Origin of the sequence: Micromonospora fulviviridis, from assembly GCF_014648395.1 — a bacterium.
In the GTDB taxonomy this organism is placed as follows: Bacteria; Actinomycetota; Actinomycetes; order Mycobacteriales; family Micromonosporaceae; genus Micromonospora; species Micromonospora fulviviridis.
On the sequence record NZ_BMRA01000001.1, the window covers coordinates 181,503 to 202,182 of the forward strand.

The 20,680-nt window shown below is 74.2% G+C and carries 22 protein-coding genes; 8 read left to right on the forward strand and 14 right to left on the reverse strand.

From position 1 onward, the window contains the following. Window positions 1-168: 168 nt before the first annotated feature. Complete coding sequence (locus tag IEY96_RS00830; protein ID WP_189192879.1) at window positions 169-1,188, reverse strand: HAAS signaling domain-containing protein; 1,020 nt, start codon at window positions 1,186-1,188, stop codon at window positions 169-171. Beyond that, window positions 1,185-1,517 (reverse strand): PadR family transcriptional regulator, encoded by a 333-nt coding sequence (locus IEY96_RS00835; protein ID WP_189192880.1) that lies wholly within the window; start codon window positions 1,515-1,517, stop codon window positions 1,185-1,187. The genes IEY96_RS00830 and IEY96_RS00835 overlap by 4 nt, the downstream gene beginning before the upstream one ends. A 65-nt stretch (window positions 1,518-1,582) precedes the next feature. On the opposite strand from IEY96_RS00835, the gene IEY96_RS00840 reads away from it, so the two are divergent. Then, complete coding sequence (locus IEY96_RS00840; RefSeq protein ID WP_189192881.1) at window positions 1,583-2,212, forward strand: LysE family translocator; 630 nt, start codon at window positions 1,583-1,585, stop codon at window positions 2,210-2,212. Window positions 2,213-2,287: 75 nt separating this feature from the next. Next, window positions 2,288-2,971, forward strand: coding sequence for a hypothetical protein (locus IEY96_RS00845; RefSeq protein ID WP_189192882.1), 684 nt, complete (start codon window positions 2,288-2,290; stop codon window positions 2,969-2,971). Between the two features lie 27 nt (window positions 2,972-2,998). On the opposite strand, the gene IEY96_RS00850 is transcribed toward IEY96_RS00845, so the two are convergent. Beyond that, window positions 2,999-3,349: a VOC family protein gene (locus IEY96_RS00850; RefSeq protein WP_189192883.1), complete on the reverse strand. Its 351-nt coding sequence runs from the start codon at window positions 3,347-3,349 to the stop codon at window positions 2,999-3,001. Window positions 3,350-3,450: 101 nt separating this feature from the next. On the opposite strand from IEY96_RS00850, the gene IEY96_RS00855 reads away from it, so the two are divergent. Together IEY96_RS00855 and IEY96_RS00860 are read left to right on the forward strand one after the other, a co-directional pair. Next, the gene (locus IEY96_RS00855; RefSeq protein ID WP_189192884.1) at window positions 3,451-3,813 is read left to right on the forward strand and encodes a type II toxin-antitoxin system RelE/ParE family toxin; all 363 of its coding nucleotides are present in this window, start codon (window positions 3,451-3,453) and stop codon (window positions 3,811-3,813) included. Then, a complete protein-coding gene (locus tag IEY96_RS00860; protein WP_189192885.1) occupies window positions 3,810-4,127 on the forward strand; it encodes a helix-turn-helix domain-containing protein in 318 nt (105 codons plus the stop codon). Before IEY96_RS00855 ends, IEY96_RS00860 begins: the two co-directional genes overlap by 4 nt. Window positions 4,128-4,145: 18 nt before the next feature. On the opposite strand, the gene IEY96_RS00865 is transcribed toward IEY96_RS00860, so the two are convergent. The 3 genes from IEY96_RS00865 to IEY96_RS00875 form a co-directional block, all read right to left on the reverse strand. Further along, window positions 4,146-4,409, reverse strand: coding sequence for a hypothetical protein (locus tag IEY96_RS00865; protein WP_189192886.1), 264 nt, complete (start codon window positions 4,407-4,409; stop codon window positions 4,146-4,148). A gap of 11 nt (window positions 4,410-4,420) precedes the next feature. Beyond that, complete coding sequence (locus IEY96_RS00870) at window positions 4,421-5,350, reverse strand: Ppx/GppA phosphatase family protein (RefSeq protein WP_189193566.1); 930 nt, start codon at window positions 5,348-5,350, stop codon at window positions 4,421-4,423. Window positions 5,351-5,528: 178 nt separating this feature from the next. Next, a complete protein-coding gene (locus IEY96_RS00875) occupies window positions 5,529-6,515 on the reverse strand; it encodes an ArsR/SmtB family transcription factor (protein WP_189192887.1) in 987 nt (328 codons plus the stop codon). Between the two features lie 100 nt (window positions 6,516-6,615). Here IEY96_RS00875 and IEY96_RS00880 point away from each other — a divergent pair, with 100 nt between their 5' ends. Further along, window positions 6,616-7,497, forward strand: coding sequence for a CE1 family esterase (locus IEY96_RS00880; RefSeq protein ID WP_229791332.1), 882 nt, complete (start codon window positions 6,616-6,618; stop codon window positions 7,495-7,497). A 6-nt stretch (window positions 7,498-7,503) separates the two neighbouring features. Here the strand turns inward: IEY96_RS00880 and IEY96_RS00885 are convergent, their stop codons facing one another. Genes IEY96_RS00885 through eno form a run of 4 tightly spaced genes read right to left on the reverse strand, consistent with a single transcriptional unit; the run spans window position 7,504 to window position 10,546 of the window. Beyond that, window positions 7,504-8,016, reverse strand: a complete 513-nt coding sequence (locus IEY96_RS00885; RefSeq protein ID WP_189192888.1) for an amino-acid N-acetyltransferase — start codon at window positions 8,014-8,016, stop codon at window positions 7,504-7,506. A gap of 1 nt (window position 8,017) precedes the next feature. Continuing rightward, window positions 8,018-8,575, reverse strand: coding sequence for a DUF501 domain-containing protein (locus IEY96_RS00890; protein WP_189192889.1), 558 nt, complete (start codon window positions 8,573-8,575; stop codon window positions 8,018-8,020). Between the two features lie 22 nt (window positions 8,576-8,597). Continuing rightward, a complete protein-coding gene (locus tag IEY96_RS00895; RefSeq protein WP_189192890.1) occupies window positions 8,598-9,233 on the reverse strand; it encodes an FtsB family cell division protein in 636 nt (211 codons plus the stop codon). A 29-nt stretch (window positions 9,234-9,262) separates the two neighbouring features. Continuing rightward, window positions 9,263-10,546: a phosphopyruvate hydratase gene (gene eno / locus IEY96_RS00900; RefSeq protein ID WP_091313900.1), complete on the reverse strand. Its 1,284-nt coding sequence runs from the start codon at window positions 10,544-10,546 to the stop codon at window positions 9,263-9,265. A gap of 267 nt (window positions 10,547-10,813) precedes the next feature. Here eno and IEY96_RS00905 point away from each other — a divergent pair, with 267 nt between their 5' ends. Then, a complete protein-coding gene (locus tag IEY96_RS00905) occupies window positions 10,814-11,506 on the forward strand; it encodes a hypothetical protein (protein ID WP_189192891.1) in 693 nt (230 codons plus the stop codon). Continuing rightward, window positions 11,503-12,399: an NAD(+) diphosphatase gene (locus IEY96_RS00910; RefSeq protein ID WP_189192892.1), complete on the forward strand. Its 897-nt coding sequence runs from the start codon at window positions 11,503-11,505 to the stop codon at window positions 12,397-12,399. Before IEY96_RS00905 ends, IEY96_RS00910 begins: the two co-directional genes overlap by 4 nt. Before the next feature lie 4 nt (window positions 12,400-12,403). On the opposite strand, the gene IEY96_RS00915 is transcribed toward IEY96_RS00910, so the two are convergent. The 4 genes from IEY96_RS00915 to mfd form a co-directional block, all read right to left on the reverse strand. Continuing rightward, window positions 12,404-14,023, reverse strand: coding sequence for a DUF885 domain-containing protein (locus IEY96_RS00915; RefSeq protein WP_189192893.1), 1,620 nt, complete (start codon window positions 14,021-14,023; stop codon window positions 12,404-12,406). Between the two features lie 99 nt (window positions 14,024-14,122). Next, window positions 14,123-15,118 carry a nucleoside triphosphate pyrophosphohydrolase gene (locus IEY96_RS00920; RefSeq protein WP_189192894.1) on the reverse strand — a complete coding sequence of 332 codons (996 nt, stop codon included), beginning with the start codon at window positions 15,116-15,118 and terminating at the stop codon, window positions 14,123-14,125. 2 nt (window positions 15,119-15,120) lie between these two features. Then, window positions 15,121-15,873 (reverse strand): hypothetical protein, encoded by a 753-nt coding sequence (locus tag IEY96_RS00925; protein ID WP_189192895.1) that lies wholly within the window; start codon window positions 15,871-15,873, stop codon window positions 15,121-15,123. Window positions 15,874-15,920: 47 nt separating this feature from the next. Then, window positions 15,921-19,565, reverse strand: coding sequence for a transcription-repair coupling factor (mfd, locus tag IEY96_RS00930; protein ID WP_189192896.1), 3,645 nt, complete (start codon window positions 19,563-19,565; stop codon window positions 15,921-15,923). Window positions 19,566-19,732: 167 nt separating this feature from the next. Here mfd and IEY96_RS00935 point away from each other — a divergent pair, with 167 nt between their 5' ends. Beyond that, window positions 19,733-20,641, forward strand: coding sequence for a cyclase family protein (locus tag IEY96_RS00935; protein WP_189192897.1), 909 nt, complete (start codon window positions 19,733-19,735; stop codon window positions 20,639-20,641). Window positions 20,642-20,680 lie beyond the last annotated feature (39 nt).

Consider the following 20,680-nt stretch of genomic DNA (forward strand, 5'->3'; position numbering starts at 1 on the left):
GACGAAAGAACAGTGGCATTCACCTCCTGTTCGTCTCCCGGACCGGTCCGTCACCGCCGCGGGGCCCGGCCGGCGGACCGCCGTGCGCTCCCGTGCTCCGCGCGACCATCCACGGTGGACGTGCCGAGGGGCGCCCGCCGGTCGGCGGACGCCCCTCGGAGGTCGGCTTCAGCGGGTCGGCACCGGCGTCGGCGTGCTCTCGCCGGGCACGGCCGACGGGCTCACGGTCGGCGCGGGGGTGGCGCTCCCGCTCGGCGCGGGGGCCACGCTCGCGCCGGGTGCCGGGGCGACGCTCGCGCCCGGTGCGGGCGGGGCGTTCAGGGTCGGTACGGCCGGTGCCGGCGGCCCGAAGGGCGCCCGGTCGGGGCAGTACGGGTAGGCGTTGCGCGGCGCGGGCACGGTGCCGCTCGCGTCCAGGCAGCTCGGCCAGCCGAGCCGGATCGGCACGCCGTTCTGGTCGAAGAGCTGGGCGTTGCGGACCAGCCGCCCCTCCTGGTCGTAGACGAAGACGTCCTCGATCCGGTCGTACCGGCGGTCCACCGCGACCTCCTGGTAGCTGCCGAACTGGTCGGAGCTGGCGTGCTGGTCGACGTTGACCAGCATCGCGAACGAGAAGATCAGGAACGCCGCGGTGCCCAGTCGCAGCAACCGCCGCGGCCAGCCGCGGAGGCCGGGTGCCCGCCGACCCAGCCAGACCGAGGCGAGGACCGTGCCGGCAAGCAGGAACAGGCCGGCCAGCACGCTGCCGTCGAGCCGGGGCAGCAGCCCGGACGGCTCCTGGAGCACCACGGCGATCACCAGCGCCGCGAGCCAGCCGCGCAGCAGCCACCAGGCCGGGCGCAGCGGACGCAGGAACTCGCTCACCGAGGACTGCCCGAGCAGCGGGCCGAGCTGGGTGTCGAGGGCGCGGAGCTGGGTGGCGGCGCGCGCCTGCGCGGCGGCCAGTCGACGGCCCCGGCGCCCCGGTCCGGCTCCCGCCTCGGCACCGGCGGCGGCGCGCAGTTCGGCCGCGTACGCCTCCGGCTCGCCCAGCCGGTCGACCAGCGTGCCGTCGGCCTCGGCGGCCACCTCGGCGAGGTGCTCCGGCAGGTCCTCGGTCAACTCGTCGCGGACGGTGGGCGGCAGGTCGGCCAGGGCGGCCCGCACCCGCCCGACGTAGTCCGTGATCTCCTGCCCAGTGACGGTCATGCCGCCATCCCCCGATCGTCGAGCAGTGTGTCCATGGTGGTGGCGAAGGAGCGCCAGGTCTTGCCGGAGCGGGTGAGCTGGTCCCGGCCGGCGGCGTTGAGTGAGTAGTACTTGCGGTGCGGGCCGGACTCGCTCGGCACCACGTAGGTGGTCAGCAGGCCGGCGGCGAAGAGCCGGCGCAGGGTGCCGTAGACCGAGGCGTCGCCGACCTCCTCCAGGCCGGCCTCGCGCAGCCGGCGGAGGATGTCGTAACCGTAGCCGTCCTCCTCCTTGAGCACGGCGAGAACCGCCAGGTCGAGCACGCCCTTGAGGAGCTGCGTCGTATCCACGCTCCGCACACTAGTGCGGAATGCGCAGTACCGTCAAGAACATGGTAGCTGCGTACGCTCGGGGCATGTCGTGGAGCAGCTACGCGTCCTTCCTGGTCTTCGCCACCGTGCTGATCCTGATCCCGGGGCCGGACTTCGCCGTGGTCACCCGCAACACGCTCGCCGCCGGCCGGCGGCGCGGCCGGTGGAGCGCCATCGGCGTCACCGCCTCGAACGCGGTGCAGGGAGTGACCGCCGCCGCGGGGCTCGGCGCGCTCATCGTCCGCTCCCAGCCGCTGTTCGAGGCGATCCGCTGGGCCGGCGTGGCCTATCTGGCGTACCTCGGGGTGCAGGCCTGGCGGTCGGCCTGGCGCGGCGACTACCCGCCGCTGGCCGGGGACGCCGCCGCCACGCCCGGGCAGGCGCTGGCCGGCTTCCGGCAGGGCTTCCTGTCCAACGTCACCAACCCGAAGGTGCTGGCGTTCTACCTGGCCGTGCTCCCGCAGTTCGTCGGCGGCGCGGCGCCGGTCGAGGTGCTGCTCACCTTCGCTCTCAGCCACGCCGTGCTCGGCCTCGCGTACCTGCTGGTCCTGGTCGCGGCGCTGGACCGGGCCCGCGACCTGCTGTCCCGGCGGCGGGTCCGGCGATGGCTGGACGGGCTGACCGGGGTGGCGCTGCTCGGCTTCGGCGCACGCCTCGCCACCGAACGGACCTGACCGTGGCGCGCGGATCGACTTAATTTTCCCTTATGGGGCCTGCTCATCCACGCGGAACATCGGTACGGTCCCCCGATGCGACACCTCGGAACCGTGCTCGCCGCGGCCATCGTCGGCCCGCTGGCCTGGATTCTCTTCGCCCTCGGTCAGGACCGGTCGGAGCGGGCGTTCGCCGCCGCACAGAACGGCGGCGCACTGGACAGCGCTGATTTCGTTCGACCCGCGCTGGTGCTGGCCGCCGCCGGGATCGTGCTCGGGCTCATCGCCACGCTCCGCTTCTCCCCCCTGGGCGCGGCACTGACCGGACTCGCCTACTCGGCCAGCTACCTGGGCCTGCTCGTGAGCCCGACCAGGGTGACGAAACTGTTCGACCACGAACTGACCCTGAGCGGCCACCCGGTCGACCTGGCGGCCCCGCTCCGGACCGGGACGACGCTGCTGGTCGGCTCGCTGCTGCTCGTCGGGGTCGTGAGCGTCCGCCGTTGGCAACGGTGGCCGCGGCCCGCGGACGACGCCCCCGCGCCGCTGCAGGCGGACGAGATCATCCCGCCCGCAACCGAACGGGACCGGCCGCTGGGCGTGGACGGTCTCGGGCTGGGCACGCCACACAGCACCCCCGAGCCGCAGCTGGTTCGGACCGGCGGTTCCGCCGGGGCAGACGGTTCGGCCGGTCGATCGGACTGGGCCGGGCTGCTGTCGGGCGGCTCCGCGGTCCGGTCCGGTCGGCCGTCCGACTGGCCGCGCCAGCGTTCCCGGTGAGCCGCCGAACGGACCTGACCCGCCGGGCTACTCGTGGTGCTGCGTCACGTTGACGACCGTGCCGTTCGGATCCCGGACGAAGAACCGGCGCAGCCCCCACGGCTCGTCGGTCAACGGGTAGACGATCTCGGCGCCGGCGGCGACGCACCGGGCATGCACGTCGTCGAGGTCGTCCACCTCGATCGACACGTCGGCATGGACGCCGGCCCTGACGTCCAGCTTCATCACGGAGAGCTGGACCTCACGCACCTCGCCGCCGAAGAACAGGATCCAGTCGAGCCCGTGACCACCGTCGAGCCCGATCAGGTCCCGGTAGAAGCGGCTGCTGGCCTCGAAGTCGTCGGAGAGGATGTTCGGCTTGATCCGCCTGACTGCCATCCACCGACCCTAGGCGCCGCGACAACGCCGCCACGACGCCTGGGCCGACACACCGCGCCTTGAGCGCGGCGCCGGGTATACCAATTGCTATACTCACCCTCATGGTGGCTGGCGAGTGGGACGTCTACCTCGTCGACGAAGTGCGGCAATGGATCGGGACACTCGACGGCAACACGCATGCCCGGGTCGTGCAGGCAATCGATCTCCTGGCGGAACACGGCCCCGGTCTCGGGCGACCGCTGGTCGACACCATCCGCGGCTCGGCGATGGCCAACTTGAAGGAACTGCGGCCGGGCAGCGTACGTATTCTCTTTGCGTTCGACCCTTGGCGTTCGAGCATCCTCTTGGTTGCCGGCGACAAGTCGGGCCAGTGGAAGACGTGGTACCACGAGGCCATCCCACTCGCAGAACACCGCTACGAGCTCTACCTGAAGGACCGGGCACGGCAGGAGGGGGAAGCATGAGCGACTACACGCGCTGGCATGACATCCGCGCCGAGCACGTCGCACGTGCCGGCGGTGAAGAGGCGGTCGAGGCTGGCAAGCAGGAACTCCTCGCCGAGGTCGTTGGCCACCGGCTTGCCGAGGTACGCCGCGCCCGGGGGCTGACTCAGCAGCAGGTGGCGGACCGGATGGGCGTCACAAAGGGGCGGGTCTCCCAGATCGAGCAGGGCAAAATCTCCGGTCAGGACGTGGTGGCCCGCTTCGCCGCCGCACTGGGCGGCCGGCTCCACCAGGCCATCTACTTCGACGACGGGGACATCGCCGCCATCGCCTGAGCATCGATCAGTCGGCCGTCACGGACGCGGCAGACCTCGGTACGCGTCCAGCCAGCCCCAGTCACCAGGGCAGGTGCACAGCTCAGCGAGGCAGTGGTCGAGAGCGTCCGGCAAGGTCCTCGCGTCGACTCGGATCACCTGCCGGCCACCGAGTCCGGGCCCGGAGAGCAGCATGGTCCAGGGCCGGCCGTTGAACTGCGCCATCCGCTCCCGGTCGACGCGGATCATGACGTCGATCTGCCGCCGCCCCAGCTCGTCCATGAGCAGCTCGACGTCGATCACACCGGGCCGCCTCAGGCCAGGGACCAGGCGATGCCGTCGAGGATGTCGTGTTCGGACGCGACCACCGAGGGCATTCCGGCCCGTTCCATGATGACCCGGAGCACCAGAGCGCCCGCGCCGATCACGTCGGCCCGGCCGGGGTGCATCACCGGGATGGCCAGCCGCTGCTCACGCGTCCTGCCCAGCAGGTCGGCGGTCACCTCGGCGACCTGGTCGTACGACACCCGGGCGTGGTGGATGCGCGCCGGGTCGTACTCCCGGAGGCCCTGGGCGATGGCGACCACCGTGGTGACCGAGCCGGCGAGCCCGACCAGGGTGGCGGCCTCCCGGCCCGGGACGGCCGCCAGGGCCCGGTCGACCGCGACCGCGATGTCGGCCTGCGCGGCGGCGATCTCGTCCAGGCCGGGCGGGTCGCCGTGCAGGTGGCGCTCGGTCATCCGGACGCAGCCGATGTCCATGGAGATCGCCGCCTGGACGCCGCCCTCGCGGGTGCCGACCACGAACTCGGTCGAGCCGCCGCCGATGTCGACCACCAGGTAGGGCGGTTCGGCGTCGGCGGGCAGGCCGCGGACCGCGCCGGTGAAGGAGAGCCGGGCCTCCTCGTCGCCGGTGACCACCTCGGGGGCCACGCCGAGGGTCTGCTCGACCATCGTGCGGAAGTCGGCGGCGTTCGACGCGTCGCGGGAGGCCGAGGTGGCGCACATCCGGACCCGCTCGGCGCCCAGCTTCTCGATCTCCGCCGCGTAGTCGGCGAGCGCGACCCGGGTGCGCTCGATCGCCTCGGGCGCGAGCCGGCCGGTCTTGTCGACGCCCTGGCCCAGCCGGACGATCTCCATCCGGCGGCTCCGGTCCACCAGCGGCGCCTGCGGCCCGGCGGACGGGTCGGGCAGGTCGGCGACCAGCAGTCGGATCGAGTTGGTCCCGCAGTCGATGGCGGCCACACGCGTCGTCACGGCTGCCACCCTACGGCAGCCGGGCCGGCCACTCGGCGATGTGCCGGTGTCCGCCGGTTGATCCACTCCACCTCGCGGGAGGTGGGGGCATCGGAAGCGGGCGGACACCGCCAGCTCGGCGATCTGGAGTCGATCACTGCCGCCGACCGGCCCGACCGCCGGCCGATCAGTCGTCGGCCGCCGGGCGGCCGAGCAGGTGGGCGCCGAGCGGGGTCAGGCGGTGGCGGACCGCCCCGCCGTCGCGCTCGGTGGTGAGCAGGCCGGCGGCGCGCAGCGCGGTGGCGTGCTCGGAGGCCGTGGAGAGGCCGATCCCGACGCCCCGGGCGAGTGCCGTGGTGGTGTGCGGGCCCGGCTCGGCGAGGCGGCGCAGCACCGCCGCCCGGGTGGCGCCCAGCACCCCGGCGAGCGGGTCGGCCGCCGGGTCGGTGGCCCGCGCCGGCATGGCCGCGGGGTAGACGAGCAGGACCGGCCGGCCCGGTTCGACCAGGACCCGGGGCAGCGGGCCGGCCACCGGCGACGGGAGCAGCACCATCCCCTCGCCGGTGCCGGTCACCTCCCCGCTCCACCAGGTGCGTACCTCCAGCACGGGTGGCCGCCACCGGATCGCCGGGTGCAGCCCGTCGAGGAGGCCGGCCAGTCCACCCCGGGCCAGCCGGTGCGCGGCGTCGGCCAACTGCCGCTGGTGGACGGTGGTCAGGGTGGACCAGTGCGGGGCGAGCACCGCCCCGAACCAGGTGTCGAGCGCCCGGCCGAACAGGTCGAGCACCGCCGGGTCGGCGGAGGCGAACCCGCGCCGTAGCGGCGTCACGGCGGCCTCGGCGTAGGCGGCCGTGACCTCCTCCCGGACCCGCCGGGCGGGGGTGGACCGGATCGCCGCGAGGCCGGCGGCCACCGAGTCCAACCCGTCGAACGGGGTGAGGAAGTCCGGCAGCCGGCCACGGGCCGGCAGCAGGTGCCGCAGTGACGTGGCGGCGGCGCGGACCCCGCGTACGGAGGTCGCCGTGCCGGCCGCCGCCACGAGGTCCGGCGCCATGGCGGCGGTGGCGGGATCGTGCAGCGCCTGGCAGGCCAGCATGGCGGTGCCGACGGGGTGCAGGCGGTCGACGAACCGTACCCGGCACAGGTCCGCCGATCTGAGGTGCAGCCGCAGCATGCAAGCAGCGTGCCCGGCTTCGGCGAGGACCGAAAGGGTTGACCGGCCTGGCTCACGGAACCGACGGTGGAGCCGGGTCGACCCACGGGGAGGGCGGGACGTGCGGCGGACGATCGCGGTGCTGGCGGGACTGGTCCTGGCGTTGACGGGCGGGGCGTGCGGCGGGACGGCCGAGCCGGCCGCCCCGACGGCGCCCGCCGAGCGGCCGGCGGCCGGGGACCACGAGCTGACCCTGCGCCACGGTGATGTGGAGCGCACCTACCTGCTGCACGCCCCGCCGGGGTACGACCCGGGGCGCCCCACGGCGCTGGTCATCGCGCTGCACTTCTTCCCCGGCAGCGGGGCCGGGATGCGGGAGCTGACCGACCTCGACGCCCGCGCGGACCGGGAGAACTTCCTGGTCGCCTACCCGGACGGGCGCAACGGTGGCTTCAACGCGCTGATCTGCTGCGGGTCCGCGGACGACGTCGGCTTCCTGCGCACGCTCACCGGCCACCTGGTCGACACCTGGCGGGCCGACCCGGACCGGATCTACCTGACCGGCATCTCCAACGGCGGTGACCTGAGCTTCCGCCTCGCCGTGGAGGCCAGCGGCCTGTTCGCGGCCATCGGCGTGGTGAGCGGTGGCTACAGCGGCCCGCTGACCGAGCCGGACAGCTACGTGCCGAAGCGGCCGGTCTCGGTGATCACCTTCGTCGGCGGGCAGGACCGGTATGCCGGCATCTTCCACGACGGCCTGCGTACCTGGCAGCGACGGCTCGGCTGCCGCCCGGTGGCGGGACGGGCGCCGGCCGCCCCGGCGGGCCTGAGCCGGGCCGACGCGCGCTGCGCCGACGGCAGCGACATGACCGTGTGGAGCCTCCCCGAGATGGGCCACTCCTGGCCGGGCGCCCGGTCGGGCCAGCTCGCCGCGCCCGACGCCGGAATCACCGCCACCGACCTGATCTGGGAGTTCTTCGCGGCCCACCCGCGACGCACGTGAGGCGGGTCAGAGGCGCAGCAGCATCCGGCTGTTGCCGAGCGTGTTGGGCTTGACCCGCTCCAGGTCGAGGAACTCCGCGACGCCCTCGTCGTAGGAGCGGAGCAGCTGCTCGAACACCGGCTGCGGCACCGGGGCGCCGTCGATCTCGCGGAAGCCGAACGAGCCGAAGAAGCCGGTCTCGAAGGTGAGCACGAAGATCCGGGCGACGCCCAGCTCGCGGGCCGCGTCGATCAGCTCGCCGACGATCCGGTGCCCGATCTTGTGCCCCCGGCAGGACGGGTCGACCGCCACCGTGCGGATCTCGGCCAGGTCCTCCCACATGACGTGCAGCGCGCCGCAGCCGACCACCGTGCCGTCGGGCGTGACCGCCACCCGGAACTCCTGCACGTCCTCGTAGAGGGTGACGGTGGCCTTGCTGAGCAGCCGCCGGTCGTCCGTGTAGGTGTCCACCAGCCGCCGGATGCCCCGCACGTCGGCGGTGCGGGCGCGGCGGACCACGATCTCGTCGGCGGCGGTCATCTCACTCCGCCGCGGGCACGTCCACGCAGGGGCCGGCGGCCCACCACTTCTCCACCAGGGCGAGGGTCTCGTCGCCGAACGGGTTGACCCCCGGCCCGGCGGCGAGCGCGTGCCCGAGGTGCACGTGCAGGCACTTGACCCGCCCCGGCATGCCGCCGGCCGAGATGCCGGCGATCTCCGGCACCTCGCCGATCGCCTCCCGGCGGGCCAGGTAGTCCTCGTGTGCGGCCCGGTAACGGGCGGCCAGCTCCGGGTCGGCGGCGAGCCGTTCGGCCATCTCCTTCATGAGCCCGGCGGACTCCAGCCGGCTGCACGCCGCGGTGGCCCGTGGGCAGGTCAGGTAGAACAGCGTCGGGAAGGGCGTGCCGTCGGCCAGCCGGGGCGTCGTCTCCACCACGTCGGGCAGGCCGCACGGGCACCGGTGGGCCACCGCCCGGGTGCCGCGGGGCGGGCGTCCGAGCTGCGCGGCCACCGCGGCCAGGTCGGCCTCGGTGGCCGGCTGGCGCTCCGGCGGGGGTACGGAATCCGCCGCCGGATCCTGCGGTGGTACGACGCTCAACGGTGCCTCTCTCGTCTGTCGATCACTTGTCGGGGCGCTCGGCGTTGGCCGCCTGCACGCTCGACCACAGGGTGTCGTACCAGGGGTCGGGCGGCTTCGGCGGCCCCGGCTTCGCGCCCTTGCCGGCGTCCTTGGCGGCCCCCTCCGGGTCGGAGAGCACCACCAGCAGCGTCTCGCCGGGCCGGCCCATGAAGAACCGCTCCCGAGCCTGCGTCTCGATGTACGCCGGATCGTGCCACTTCTCCGCCTCGGCGGAGAGCTGCTCGATCCGCTTGCGCTGGTCGGCCTGGGCCGCCTCCATCCGCTCGATGTCCCGCTGCGTGTCCAGGTACACCCGGATCGGATAGGTGTACGCCAGGGCGAGCGCGATCAGCACCGCGAAGAGCACGGTGGCGCGCCCGGTGAAGCGCCGGGGTTGGGGTGCGGTGAGCCGCTTGACCGAGCCACCGGCCGCGGTACGCCGGGCCGCCGCCGGGCGGCTCGCGGAGCGTACCCCCTCGGTGGCACGGGTGGCGCCGGGCGACCGGCCGGCGGCGCGCGGCTCGGCGCGGACGCCGGCGTCACGGACCGTCGACCGGACCCGGGCCCCGCCCGGCCGGCCGGCCTGACCCGGCCGACGGGCGGGCCGCTGGCCACCCGGTGTGCGGCGCTGCTGCATCGTCACACCCCTCCCCCGGAGCTCTCGGCTCAGGCCGAACGGTAACGCGGGAACGCGCCGGCGCCGGCGTACCGCGCCGCGTCGGCCAGCTCCTCCTCGATGCGCAGGAGCTGGTTGTACTTCGCGACCCGGTCGGAGCGGGCCGGGGCGCCGGTCTTGATCTGGCCACAGCCGGTGGCGACCGCCAGGTCGGCGATGGTGGTGTCCTCGGTCTCGCCGGAGCGGTGGCTCATCATGCACTTGAAGCCGGCCCGGTGGGCCAGGTCCACGGCGTCCAGGGTCTCGGTGAGCGAGCCGATCTGGTTGACCTTCACGAGCACCGCGTTGGCGGCCTTCTCGGTGATGCCCCGGGCGATGCGCTGCGGGTTGGTCACGAACAGGTCGTCGCCGACGATCTGGATCCGGTCGCCGAGCGCCGCGGTGAGGGTGGCCCAGCCGCTCCAGTCGTCCTCGGCGAGCGGGTCCTCGATGGAGACGATCGGGTAGTCGCCGGCGAGCTTGGTGTAGTAGTTGCTCATCTCCTCGGCGCTCTTCGCGCTGCCCTCGAAGGTGTAGCTGCCGTTGTCGAAGAACTCGGTGGCGGCCACGTCGAGCGCGAAGACGATGTCGGTGCCCAGCCGGTAGCCGGCCTTCTCCACGGCCTCGGCGATCAGGTCGAGCGCGGCGGCGTTGGTCGGCAGGTTCGGGGCGAAGCCGCCCTCGTCGCCGAGGCCGGTCGACAGGTCCTTCTTCTTCAGCACGGACTTGAGCGCGTGGTAGACCTCGGCGCCGGAGCGGAGCGCGTCCCGGAAGGTGGGCGCGCCGATCGGCGCGATCATGAACTCCTGGATGTCGACGTTCGAGTCGGCGTGCGCGCCACCGTTGAGGATGTTCATCATCGGCACCGGGAGCAGGTGCGCGTTCGGGCCGCCCAGGTAGCGGAAGAGGCTCAGCTCGGCGCTGCCCGCGGCCGCCTTCGCCACGGCCAGCGAGACGCCCAGGATGGCGTTGGCGCCCAGCTCGGCCTTGTTGTCCGTGCCGTCGATGTCGATCATCTTCTGGTCGATCAGCCGCTGCTCGCTGGCCTCGTAGCCGATGAGCTGGTCGACGATCTTGTCCTCGATGTTGGCGACGGCGTTCTCGACACCCTTGCCCAGGTAGCGGTCCTTGTCACCGTCGCGCAGCTCGATCGCCTCGAAGGCGCCGGTGGAGGCGCCGGACGGCACCGCGGCGCGGGCGATCGTGCCGTCGTCGAGCCCGACCTCGACCTCGACCGTCGGGTTGCCCCGCGAGTCCAGGATCTCCCGGGCGACGATTCCCTCGATGGTTGCCACTGAGTCGCTCCTCGTTTGTGTGTTCCGGTCCGGTATGGGCCGCGACGGTGCGGCTGAGGCAGGTGTTGAACGCAGCGTATCGGTCCCCGCCCTCCCGTACCTGTCTCGGGGCCGCACCCGGTGACTGAACGCGAGGGACCTCGCCCCACGCGGACCCTCACGTGAATGCCGCCCACCACGGAGGGCGACACGGACATTCCCGGATTAGCGGGCCTCAACCGACAACGGGTTTGCGAGAGCTTGCGTCGATCGACAAGGCTGGGCACCATGCCCGCCGCCTCGACGACTCTCCGCGTGCTCGCCGCCTCGGCCATCGCGTCGCTCTCGGTCACCGGCTGCCAGGCCCTCGACGACACCGGGGTCGCCCTCGGGCGGGCCGACCTGGTCAACGACCTCGCCGCCCGGATGGACCGCGCGCTGGAGCAGACCTGGGCCGCCGAATACCAGCTCAGCGGCGGGCGGACCGCCTCCATCGCGCAGACCGAGGAGCCGCTGCGTTCCTCGTACACCTGGCCGGACGGCAAGATCACGGTGACGCAGGAGGCGGTGACCCGGTGCGCGAACGCGGCCGGGCGCACCTCCTGCACGGTGTCGCCGCCGGTGCTGACCGCCGGCAAACCCTCGGTGGTCGTCTACGGCGAGGCGCGCAAGCACGGCCTGGTCACCCCGCCGGCGGTGATCCGGCTGCTCACCGAGGCGGCACTCGACCCCGACGCGACCATCGTGCAGAGCGACACCACGCTGGCCGGGCACCACGCCACGTGCGTCGACGTCACCGGCACCGGCGACCGCTTCTCCGCCTGCGTGACCACCGAGGGGGTGCTGGGCAGCTTCACCGGCGCCCTCGACGGCAAGCCGGCGGAGGTCACCCTGAGCCGCTACACCGACACGGTCGAGCCGGCCGCCTTCGAGGTGCCGGCCGGGGCCGGCGTGACCGACCGCCGCCCGGCCTCATCGTGAGCCCAGGCGGAGCCGGCACCCGCACGCCCCACGACGCCGACGAGCCGGGCGCGACGGGCGCCGGCCCGGCCCGCTTCCTTCCCGCCGCCGACCACGGCCGGCCGCCGCACCCGGACGACCTGGCGCTGGCGGTGGCCGGGCGGAAGCTGCTGGCCGGCGCCGACGGGCGGTTGCCCCGGGTCGGCGAGCTGCCCGCCGGCATCGACTGGGTGCCGGTCGGCACGCTGGACGGAGTGCCGGCCTGGGCGGCCGAGGCCGCCGACCCCGAGGCGCTGCCGGGCCGCTGGCGCGGCTGGCGGAGCCTCGCCGCCGACCTGCCCGAACCGCACGCCGCCCTGGCCGGGCGGGCGCTCGCGGTGGTCACCTGGCGGCGTACGCACCGCTGGTGCGGGGCGTGCCGGACCGAGCTGACCGACGTACCGGGCGAGACCGCGCGGCGCTGCCCCGCCTGCGGGCTGACCGGGTTCCTGCCGCTCTCCGTCGCGGTGCTGGTGGCGATCACCCGCCCGGGCCGGGCCGGCGGCCCCGACGAGCTGCTGCTGGTCCGGCACGCGTACGGGCCGACCGAGCTCTGGGCGCTGGTCGCCGGGTTCGTCGAGGCCGGCGAGTCGCTGGAGGCGGCCGCCGGTCGGGAGGTCGCCGAGGAGGTCGGGCTGGCCATCGGCCGACCCACCTACGTGGACAGCCAGCCCTGGGCCATGTCCGGGCCGGGCACCCTGCTCGCCGGCTTCACCGCCACCGTCGCCGACCCGTCGGCCGAACCGGTGGTCGACCCGAAGGAGCTGACCGAGGCGCGCTGGTTCCCGGTGGACGCGCTGCCGGCCGAGCTGCCGCCGGCGTACTCGCTGTCGCGCTGGCTGGTCGACGCGGCCGCCGCCACCGGGTCGCGCTGAGGGGTCAGATCCCCAGCAGGGTCCGCAGGTGGCGGGGCGGCGGGCAGTCGTGCGCCAGCATGGCGTCGTGCCAGTCGCGCGGCGACACCCCGTCCGGCCGGGCCCGGGCGATGTCGGCCATCTCGCTGTAGCCGACGAAGTAGGTGGAGAGCTGGGTGGAGGTGAGCAGCGCCCGCCGCCACTTGCCGGCCGCCTCGCCCTCCTCCTGGAAGCCACGCCCCGTCATCAGCGCCATGGCCTCGGACTCGGACAGGTCCTCGCAGTGCACGAGCTGGTCGAGCAGCGCGTTGATGGTCATCCGGAGCTGCATCTTGAGCTGCTGGAGCCGGACCGGCAGCCCGCCGAAGCCGAGCCCCGCCATCAGCTCCTCGGTGTAGACCGCCCAGCCCTCGATGAACACCCCGGACTCGGTGAGCGCGCGGACCCGGGTCGGGCCGGCGTACCGGCGGGCGTGGGCGAGCTGGAGGAAGTGGCCCGGCATCGCCTCGTGCACGGTCAGGTTGCGGATCATGTGGTCGTTGTACTCGCGGTAGAACGACTCGACCCGCTGCGCCGGCCAGTCCGCCGGGGTGGGCGCGATGCAGTAGAAGGTCGGCACGTCGGCCGTCTCCAGCGGGCCGGGCGAGTCGCAGTAGGCCACCGCCACGCCCCGGGCGAACTCCGGCATCTCCTGGATCACGCACGGGTCGTCGACCAGGCTGATCAGGTCGTGGGCCCGGACGAAGTCGCTTGCCTCGTCGAGGGTGACCGAGGCGAGGTCGACGATGGTGGCGTCGTCCGGGTGCTCGGCGGCGAGCAGGTCCAGCGCCCGGCGTACCGTCTCGTCGTCGGCCGGGCCGCCGACCAGCTCGACGGCCGCCGCGCGGATCTCCGCGGTGACCCGGTCGAGGTTGTCCCAGGCGCGACGCTGGATCTCGGCGGCGCTCAGCTCGGTGTCGAGGGTGTGCCAGAGCCGCGCCTCCCAGCGCCGCCGGCCCAGCCGGGGGTCGCGCCCCGGGCCGGCGTCGGCGGCCAGGCCGATGCGCAGCCAGGCCACGAACTCCTCCAGCGCGGCGATCGCCGCGGTGGCCGCCGGCTCGACGCGGTCGTGCAGCGCGGGCGCCTCGGCGAGCAGCGCGGGCACCTCGTCGCGGATCAGCGCCGCCGTGCCGGTGAACTGCCCGACCGCCGTCTCGGCGTGGATCCGCGGCATGTCACGCAGCGTCGCGCGCGCGGTCGCCAGCGCGTCGGGTACGGCCGCCAGCCGCCCGGCCAGGTGGGTCAGCCGCTCCTCGACCGGCGCGTGCGGGCGCGCCATGAGGGCGTGCAGCAGCGGGCCCGGGTTGTGCCGCAGCGGGTCCCACTCGTGGCCGCGGATCTCGGTCGCCTCGAACAGCCCGCGATCGACCATGCTGCTGAGCAGCGCGTGGTCGACGCGTTCCTCGACGTCGAGCGAGTCGGGGTCGATCTCGGAGAGCGCGTCGGCCGCGTCCTTCAGCATCGCCTGGTCGGCGGCGAGGGCGTCGGCGGACAGGTCGGGCAGCCGGTCGTCGAACCGGTGGTCCCCGGCCGAGGTGGCCAGCCCGGGCCGGCTCTCCAGCAACGCCTCCACGATCCGCTCGGCGAGCGGTACGAACGACTCCATGCCGACGACCCTACCGATCTCCCCGCGCCCCGGCCGACCTTCCGTTGATCATGAGGTGAGCCGCGCTCGTACGGGCGTTCCGCACGGCCAACTTCATGATCAACGCTCGGGGGCGTCCGGGCGGGCGGCGCGTTCGGCGGCGCGGACCGCGTCGGCGTACGCCAGGGTGGCGCGGCGGAGGGCGGCCTCGGGGTCGATGCCGGCCTGCCTCGCGGCGGCGACCGTGGCCAGCAGGCCGGCGCCGAGCCGCGCCTCCGGGTCGACCTGCGATTCCGCCAGCGGTGGGGGGACCGCCAGGCCGATGCGGCCGGCACGGTCCAGGATCTTCGCGGCCAGGGCGAGCGCGGGCTGGCTCAACGCGATGCCGTCCAGCACCGACTCGCGGGTCTTCTCGGCCCGCTTGATCCGCTCCCAGTTCGCCTCGATCTCCTCGATCGAGCCGGCCTGCTCGCCGGAGAAGACGTGCGGGTTGCGGCGGACCATCTTGTCGACCAGGCCGCCGGCCACGTCGTCGACCGTCCAGCGCTTCCCCTCCGGCAGGTCCTCGGCCAGCCGGGCGTGCAGCAGCACCTGGAGCAGCACGTCGCCCAGCTCCTCGCGGAGCGCGTCGGTGTCGTCGGCGCTGATGGCGTCGTACGCCTCGTAGCACTCCTCGAGCAGGAAGCCGGCCAGGCTGCGGTGGGTCTGCGCCCGCTTCCACGGGTCACCGCCCGGCGAGGCCAGCCGGTCCATCACCTCGACCGCGTCGAGCAGCCGGGCCCCCGGCGGGTCCCACGAGCCGTACATCAGCTCCAGCTCGGCGAGGCCGGGTTGGCGGGCCAGCCGCAGCCCCAGCTCGCGGGCGAGCGCCTCGTCGCCGGCCGGGCCGGCCAGCCAGACCGCGCTGCCGTGCGCGGCCGCCGCGTCGAGCAACGCCTGCGTGGCGCCCTCGGTCACCACGCTGACCTCGGCGCCCGTCGACCGGACCGCCGTGGCCAGCTCGCTCTCCGCGCCCGCCAGCACCGGCGCGGAACGTACGACGTCCCAGGCGGCCGCGGTCAGCAGGCCGGCCGGCAGCCGGGGCGAGGTGACCAGCAGGACGATGCGCGCGGTCATGCTCAGGGCGCCACCGACGCGCTCGGCTCGGCCGTCCCCGGCTCGGTCGACTCGGGCTCCGGCGTGGAGATCTCGGTGACCGCCGAGCCGGACTCGCCCAGCGGCACGGAGACCGCCGCCACGTCGCCCTTGAAGCTGAGCAGCGGGAAGAGCAGCGGGCGGTAGCGCGGGTTCACCGAGACGTCGTAGCCGCCGATCGCGTCGGCGAGCACCTTGCGGGTGGCCAGCGCGGACCGGAGCTGCGCACCGTCGAGCTGGCCGGCGGCGTCCGCGTCGCTGACGTCCGGCGGGATGGCGCCGGCGGAGCGACCCGCCGCGATCACGGCCGCCATCTCCTCCTGCGCGGGAGCAGCCTGCTCACCGGCGGGCACGCCGGACAGGCAGGTGTAGAACTCGGCCACCCGCTGCGGGTAGGCGGCGTCGGCCGGCAGGCCCGTCTGCTGGGCGACCTGCGCCGGGCTGACCTGCCCCTGCGGCTGGTAGCCCTTGTCGGCGGAGAGGCCCCGGCACACGTCCAGCAGCACCAGGGTGGCCACCACCTGGTCCCGGCCCGGCAGCAGCGCGGGGGCCTGCTGCGCGGTGGCGGGCGAGGCGGAGAGGCCGTCCCGCATCTCGTCGAGGATCGAGGTGACCTGGTCCTCGGTGACCCGGTGGTCACCGATGTAGGCGGCGACCCCGGGCTCGGTACGGCAACCGGTGAGGGCGACGAGGCCGACCGCCACGCTGGCGACGGCGACAAGACGGCGAGCACGCATGACGGCCACTCTCTCACGGCCGGCGCCCGGCTGTGACGCCGCCCACCTCACCGCGCCCCCGCCCCGGCCGGCTGCGCCGCGACCGGCTCGCCGAGCACATCCTTGAGGAGCTGGGCGCACCACTCCAGCAGCGCCTGGTCACGCAGCGGCTCGCCGCCGACCCGGCGGGTGCTCGGCCGGGGCACGCTGACCTGGTCGAGCGCCTGCTTGTAGACCGAGTCCGGGTGGTAGCGCTTGAGCCGGAGCTGCTTCGAGTCGGGCAGCGGCAGCGGGCCGAACCGGATGTGCTTGCCCTGCATCGACACGTCGGTGAGGCCGTACCGCCGGGCGAGCAGCCGGAACCGGGCCACGGCGACGAGGTTCTGCACGGGCGCGGGCGGCTCGCCGTACCGGTCGGTCATCTCGGCGACCACCTCGCGCAGCCGCTCCTCGTCGCGGGCCTCGGCCAGCTTGCGGTACATCTCCAGGCGCAGCCGCTCCACGCCGACGTAGTCGTGCGGCAGGTGCGCGTCGATCGGGAGATCCACCTTGACCTCGGTCTCCTCCTCCGCGTGCTCACCCTTGAACGCGGAGACCGCCTCGCCGACCATCCGGACGTAGAGGTCGAAGCCGACGCCCTCGATGTGCCCGGACTGCTCGCCGCCGAGCAGGTTGCCGGCGCCCCGGATCTCCAGGTCCTTCATGGCCACGTACATGCCGGCGCCCAGCTCGGTGTGCTGGGCGATGGTGGCCAGCCGCTCGTGCGCGTTCTCCGTGAGCGGCTTGTCCGGCGGGTAGAGGAAGTAGGCGTACGCCCGCTCCCGGCCCCGGCCGACCCGGCCCCGGATCTGGTGCAGCTGGGCCAGGCCGAGCAGGTCGGCCCGCTCGACGATGAGGGTGTTGGCGTTGGGGATGTCGATGCCGGACTCCACGATCGTGGTGCAGACCAGGACGTCGAACTCCTTCTCCCAGAAGCCGACCATCACCTTCTCCAGCGCTTCCTCGCCCATCTGGCCGTGCGCCACCGCGACCCGGGCCTCGGGCACCAGCTCGCGGATCCGGCGGGCCGCCCGGTCGATCGACTCGACCCGGTTGTGCAGGTAGAAGACCTGCCCGTCGCGGAGCAGCTCGCGGTGGATCGAGGCGGCCACCTGCCGGTCGTCGTACGCCCCCACGAACGTCAGCACCGGGTGCCGCTCCTCGGGCGGGGTGGCGATGGTGGACATCTCCCGGATGCCGGTGATCGCCATCTCCAGGGTGCGCGGGATCGGGGTGGCCGACATGGCCAGCACGTCGACCGAGGCGCGCAGCGTCTTCAGGTGCTCCTTGTGCTCGACGCCGAAGCGCTGCTCCTCGTCGATGATGACCAGGCCGAGCTGCTTGAACCGGGTGGCCGACTGGAGCAGCCGGTGGGTGCCGATGACGACGTCGACGGTGCCGTCGGCGACCATCTCCAGCGTCCGCTCGGTCTCCTTGGGCGTCTGGAACCGGGAGAGCTGCCGGATGGTGATCGGGAACTGGCTCATCCGCTCGGCGAAGGTGTTGTAGTGCTGCTGCACCAGCAGGGTGGTGGGCACCAGCACGGCCACCTGCTTGCCGTCCTGCACCGCCTTGAACGCCGCCCGGACCGCGATCTCGGTCTTGCCGTAGCCGACGTCGCCGCAGATCAGCCGGTCCATGGGGACGGTCTGCTCCATGTCCCGCTTGACCTCCTCGATGGCGGCCAGCTGGTCGGGCGTCTCCTGCCAGGGGAAGGCGTCCTCCAGCTCCCGCTGCCACGGGGTGTCCGGGCCGAACGAGTGCCCCTTGGACGCCTTGCGGGCGGCGTAGAGCTGGATCAGCTGCGCGGCGATCTCGCGGACCGCCTTGCGGGCCCGGGCCTTGGACTTCTGCCAGTCCGAGCCACCCATCTTGTGCAGGGTGGGCTGCTCGCCGCCGACGTAGCGGGAGAGCTGGTCGAGCTGGTCGGTGGGGACGAAGAGGCGGTCGCCGGGCTGGCCGCGCTTGCTCGGCGCGTACTCGATGACCAGGTATTCCCGGCTCGCGCCGTTGACCGTGCGCTGCACCAGCTCGACGTACCGGCCGATGCCGTGCTGCTCGTGCACCACGTGGTCGCCGGCCTTCAGCTCCAGCGGGTCGATGGTGTTGCGCCGCCGGCTCGGCATCTTGCGCATGTCGCGGGTGGAGGTGCCCCGGCCGCCGGTGACGTCGTTGCCGGTCAGCAGCACGAACCGGGACGCCTCGTCGACGAAGCCGGCGGTCAGGCAGCCGCAGGAGACCAGCACGTCGCCGGGGGTGGGCGCGGCCGGCACCTCCTCGGTGAGCCGGGCGCCGAGGCCGGCGTCGCGGAGCACCTCGACGGCCCGCTGGGCGGGGCCGTGCCCCTCGAAGACCAGCGCGACCGACCAGCCCTCGCCGGCCCAGCGCTTGATGTCGTCGACCACCCGGGCGGTCTCGCCGTGGTAGAGCGGCGCGGGCTGGGCGGCCAGGGTCACGGCGATGGCGTCGTCCGGGGTGACGTCGACCTCGGTGGGCTCGTCCTCCCAGGGCTGCCGGGCGGGCGCGGCCTCCGCCTCGACCAGGCCGAACGGGGCGAGCGTCCACCAGGGCTGACGCAGGGCGCGGGCCGCCGTGCGTACGTCGGCCAGGGTCCGGAAGGCGGCGGCGCCGAGGTCGACCGGGGCCTGGCCCCCGACGGCGGCCGCCGCCCAGCTGGCCTGGAGGAACTCGTCGGAGGTACGCACCAGGTCGTGCGCCCGGGTGCGGATCCGCTCCGGGTCGCAGAGCAGCACGTGGGTGCCGGCCGGCATGCAGTCGACCAGCAGCTCCATCGAGTCGGGACCGATCAGCGCCGGGGCCAGGGACTCCATCCCCTCGACCGGGATGCCCTCGGCCAGCTTGTCGAGGATCTCGGCCAGCTCGGGGTGCTCCTCCGCGAGCGCGGCGGCCCGCTTGCGCACGCCGGGGGTGAGCAGCAGCTCGCGGCAGGGCGGCGCCCAGAGCTGCGGCACGCCCTCGATGGTGCGCTGGTCGGCGACGGCGAAGGTGCGGATCTCCTCCACCTCGTCGCCCCAGAACTCGACCCGGGACGGGTGCTCGTCGGTGGGCGGGAAGACGTCGAGGATGCCGCCGCGCACGGCGTACTCGCCGCGCTTGGTGACCAGGTCGACCCGGGCGTAGGCCATGTCGGTGAGGCGGCGGGCGACCTCCTCCAGGTCCGCCTCGTCGCCGGCGGCGAGCTGCACCGGCTCCAGGTCGCCGAGCCCCTTGAGCTGCGGCTGGAGCAGTGAGCGGACGGGGGCCACGACGACCCGCAGCGGGCCGGTGCGCCCGTGCGCGTCGGCCGAGCCGGGGTGGGCCAGCCGGCGCAGCACGGCCAGCCGCCGCCCGACGGTGTCGGAGCGGGGCGAGAGCCGTTCGTGCGGCAGCGTCTCCCAGGACGGGAAGACCGCCACCTGCTCCGGGGGCAGCAGGCTGCCCAGCGCGGCGGCGAGGTCGTCGGCCTCGCGGGTGGTGGCCGTCACGGCGAGCACGGGACGGCCCGCGCCGCCGGCCGGCTCGTCGGCCGCGACGGCGGCGACGGCGAACGGGCGCAGCGCGGCGGGGGCGGTGAGGTCGAGGCCGTCGACCTGGGCGGCACCGGAGCGCGCCAGGTCACGCGCCCGGGCCAGCCCGGGGTCGGCCAGGGCGGCGGAGAAGAGGCCGGTGAGCATCTGTGATCACTTCCAGGAGGTCGGCGCACGGCGACGACCCCGCGTCCGGTGCGGACGGGGGGTGGCACCGTTCGAGACTATCCCGCGGCCCGGACATTCCGGGCCGCAGCCGGGCGCTCTGAAATCGATCTTGACGGGGTCCGGGACGGCATGATGCGGTGAGGCGCATGACGGGTGAGTACCGGGCGGTCTTCGACGCCGAGGTGATCTTCGCGAACGGCGGCGGGCTGCGCACCGACGGATTCCGGCTGGACGTCCCCGGCCCGGAGATCACCGACGACCAACTTGCCGCGCTCCTCGTCCGGCACCTCGGGCTGCTGATGGTCGGCGAGGTGCGGATCACCAACCGGACCGTCGTGGAGGAGCCGCACAAGGGCGGTCGCGGTGTGGCCGCCCCGGCGGCCGGCGGGCGGCGGCTCGTCGAACTGAGCCACGTGATCACCGACGGCATGGTCACCCTGCCCGGCTGGCAGCCGCCCCGGGTCACCGACTGGCTGACCCGCGAGGCGTCCCGGGAGCGGTACGCGCCGGGCGTCGAGTTCCACGTGGCGCGGATCGACATGATCGCCAACACCGGCACCTACGTGGACGCGCCGGCGCACCGCTGGGCGGACGGCCCGGACCTGACCGGCGTCCCGCTGGACCGCCTCGCCGACCTGCCCGGGCTCGTGGTCCGGGTGCCGGCCGGCACCCGGGCGGTGGACCGCCTCATGCTGGCCCCGTACGACGTGGCCGGCCGGGCGGTGCTGCTGCACACGGGCTGGGACGCCCACTTCGGCACCGACCGGTACGCCGGCCCCGACGCGCCCTACCTGACCGCCGACGGCGCGGACTGGCTGGTCGAGGCGGGGGCGGCGCTGGTCGGGATCGACTCGATCAACATCGACGACATGACCCCGGCGGCGGCCGGCGAGCGCCCGGCCCACAGCGCCCTGCTCGCCGCCGGGGTGCCGATCGTCGAGCACCTGACCAACCTGGCCGCCCTGCCCCCGGAGGGGTTCCGGTTCACGGCCGCCCCGCCGCGGGTGGCCGGCATGGGCACCTTCCCGGTCCGGGCCTTCGCCGCCGTCGACTGACGCCGCCCGGACCGCCCCGGTCCCTGGTCGACCGTGCGG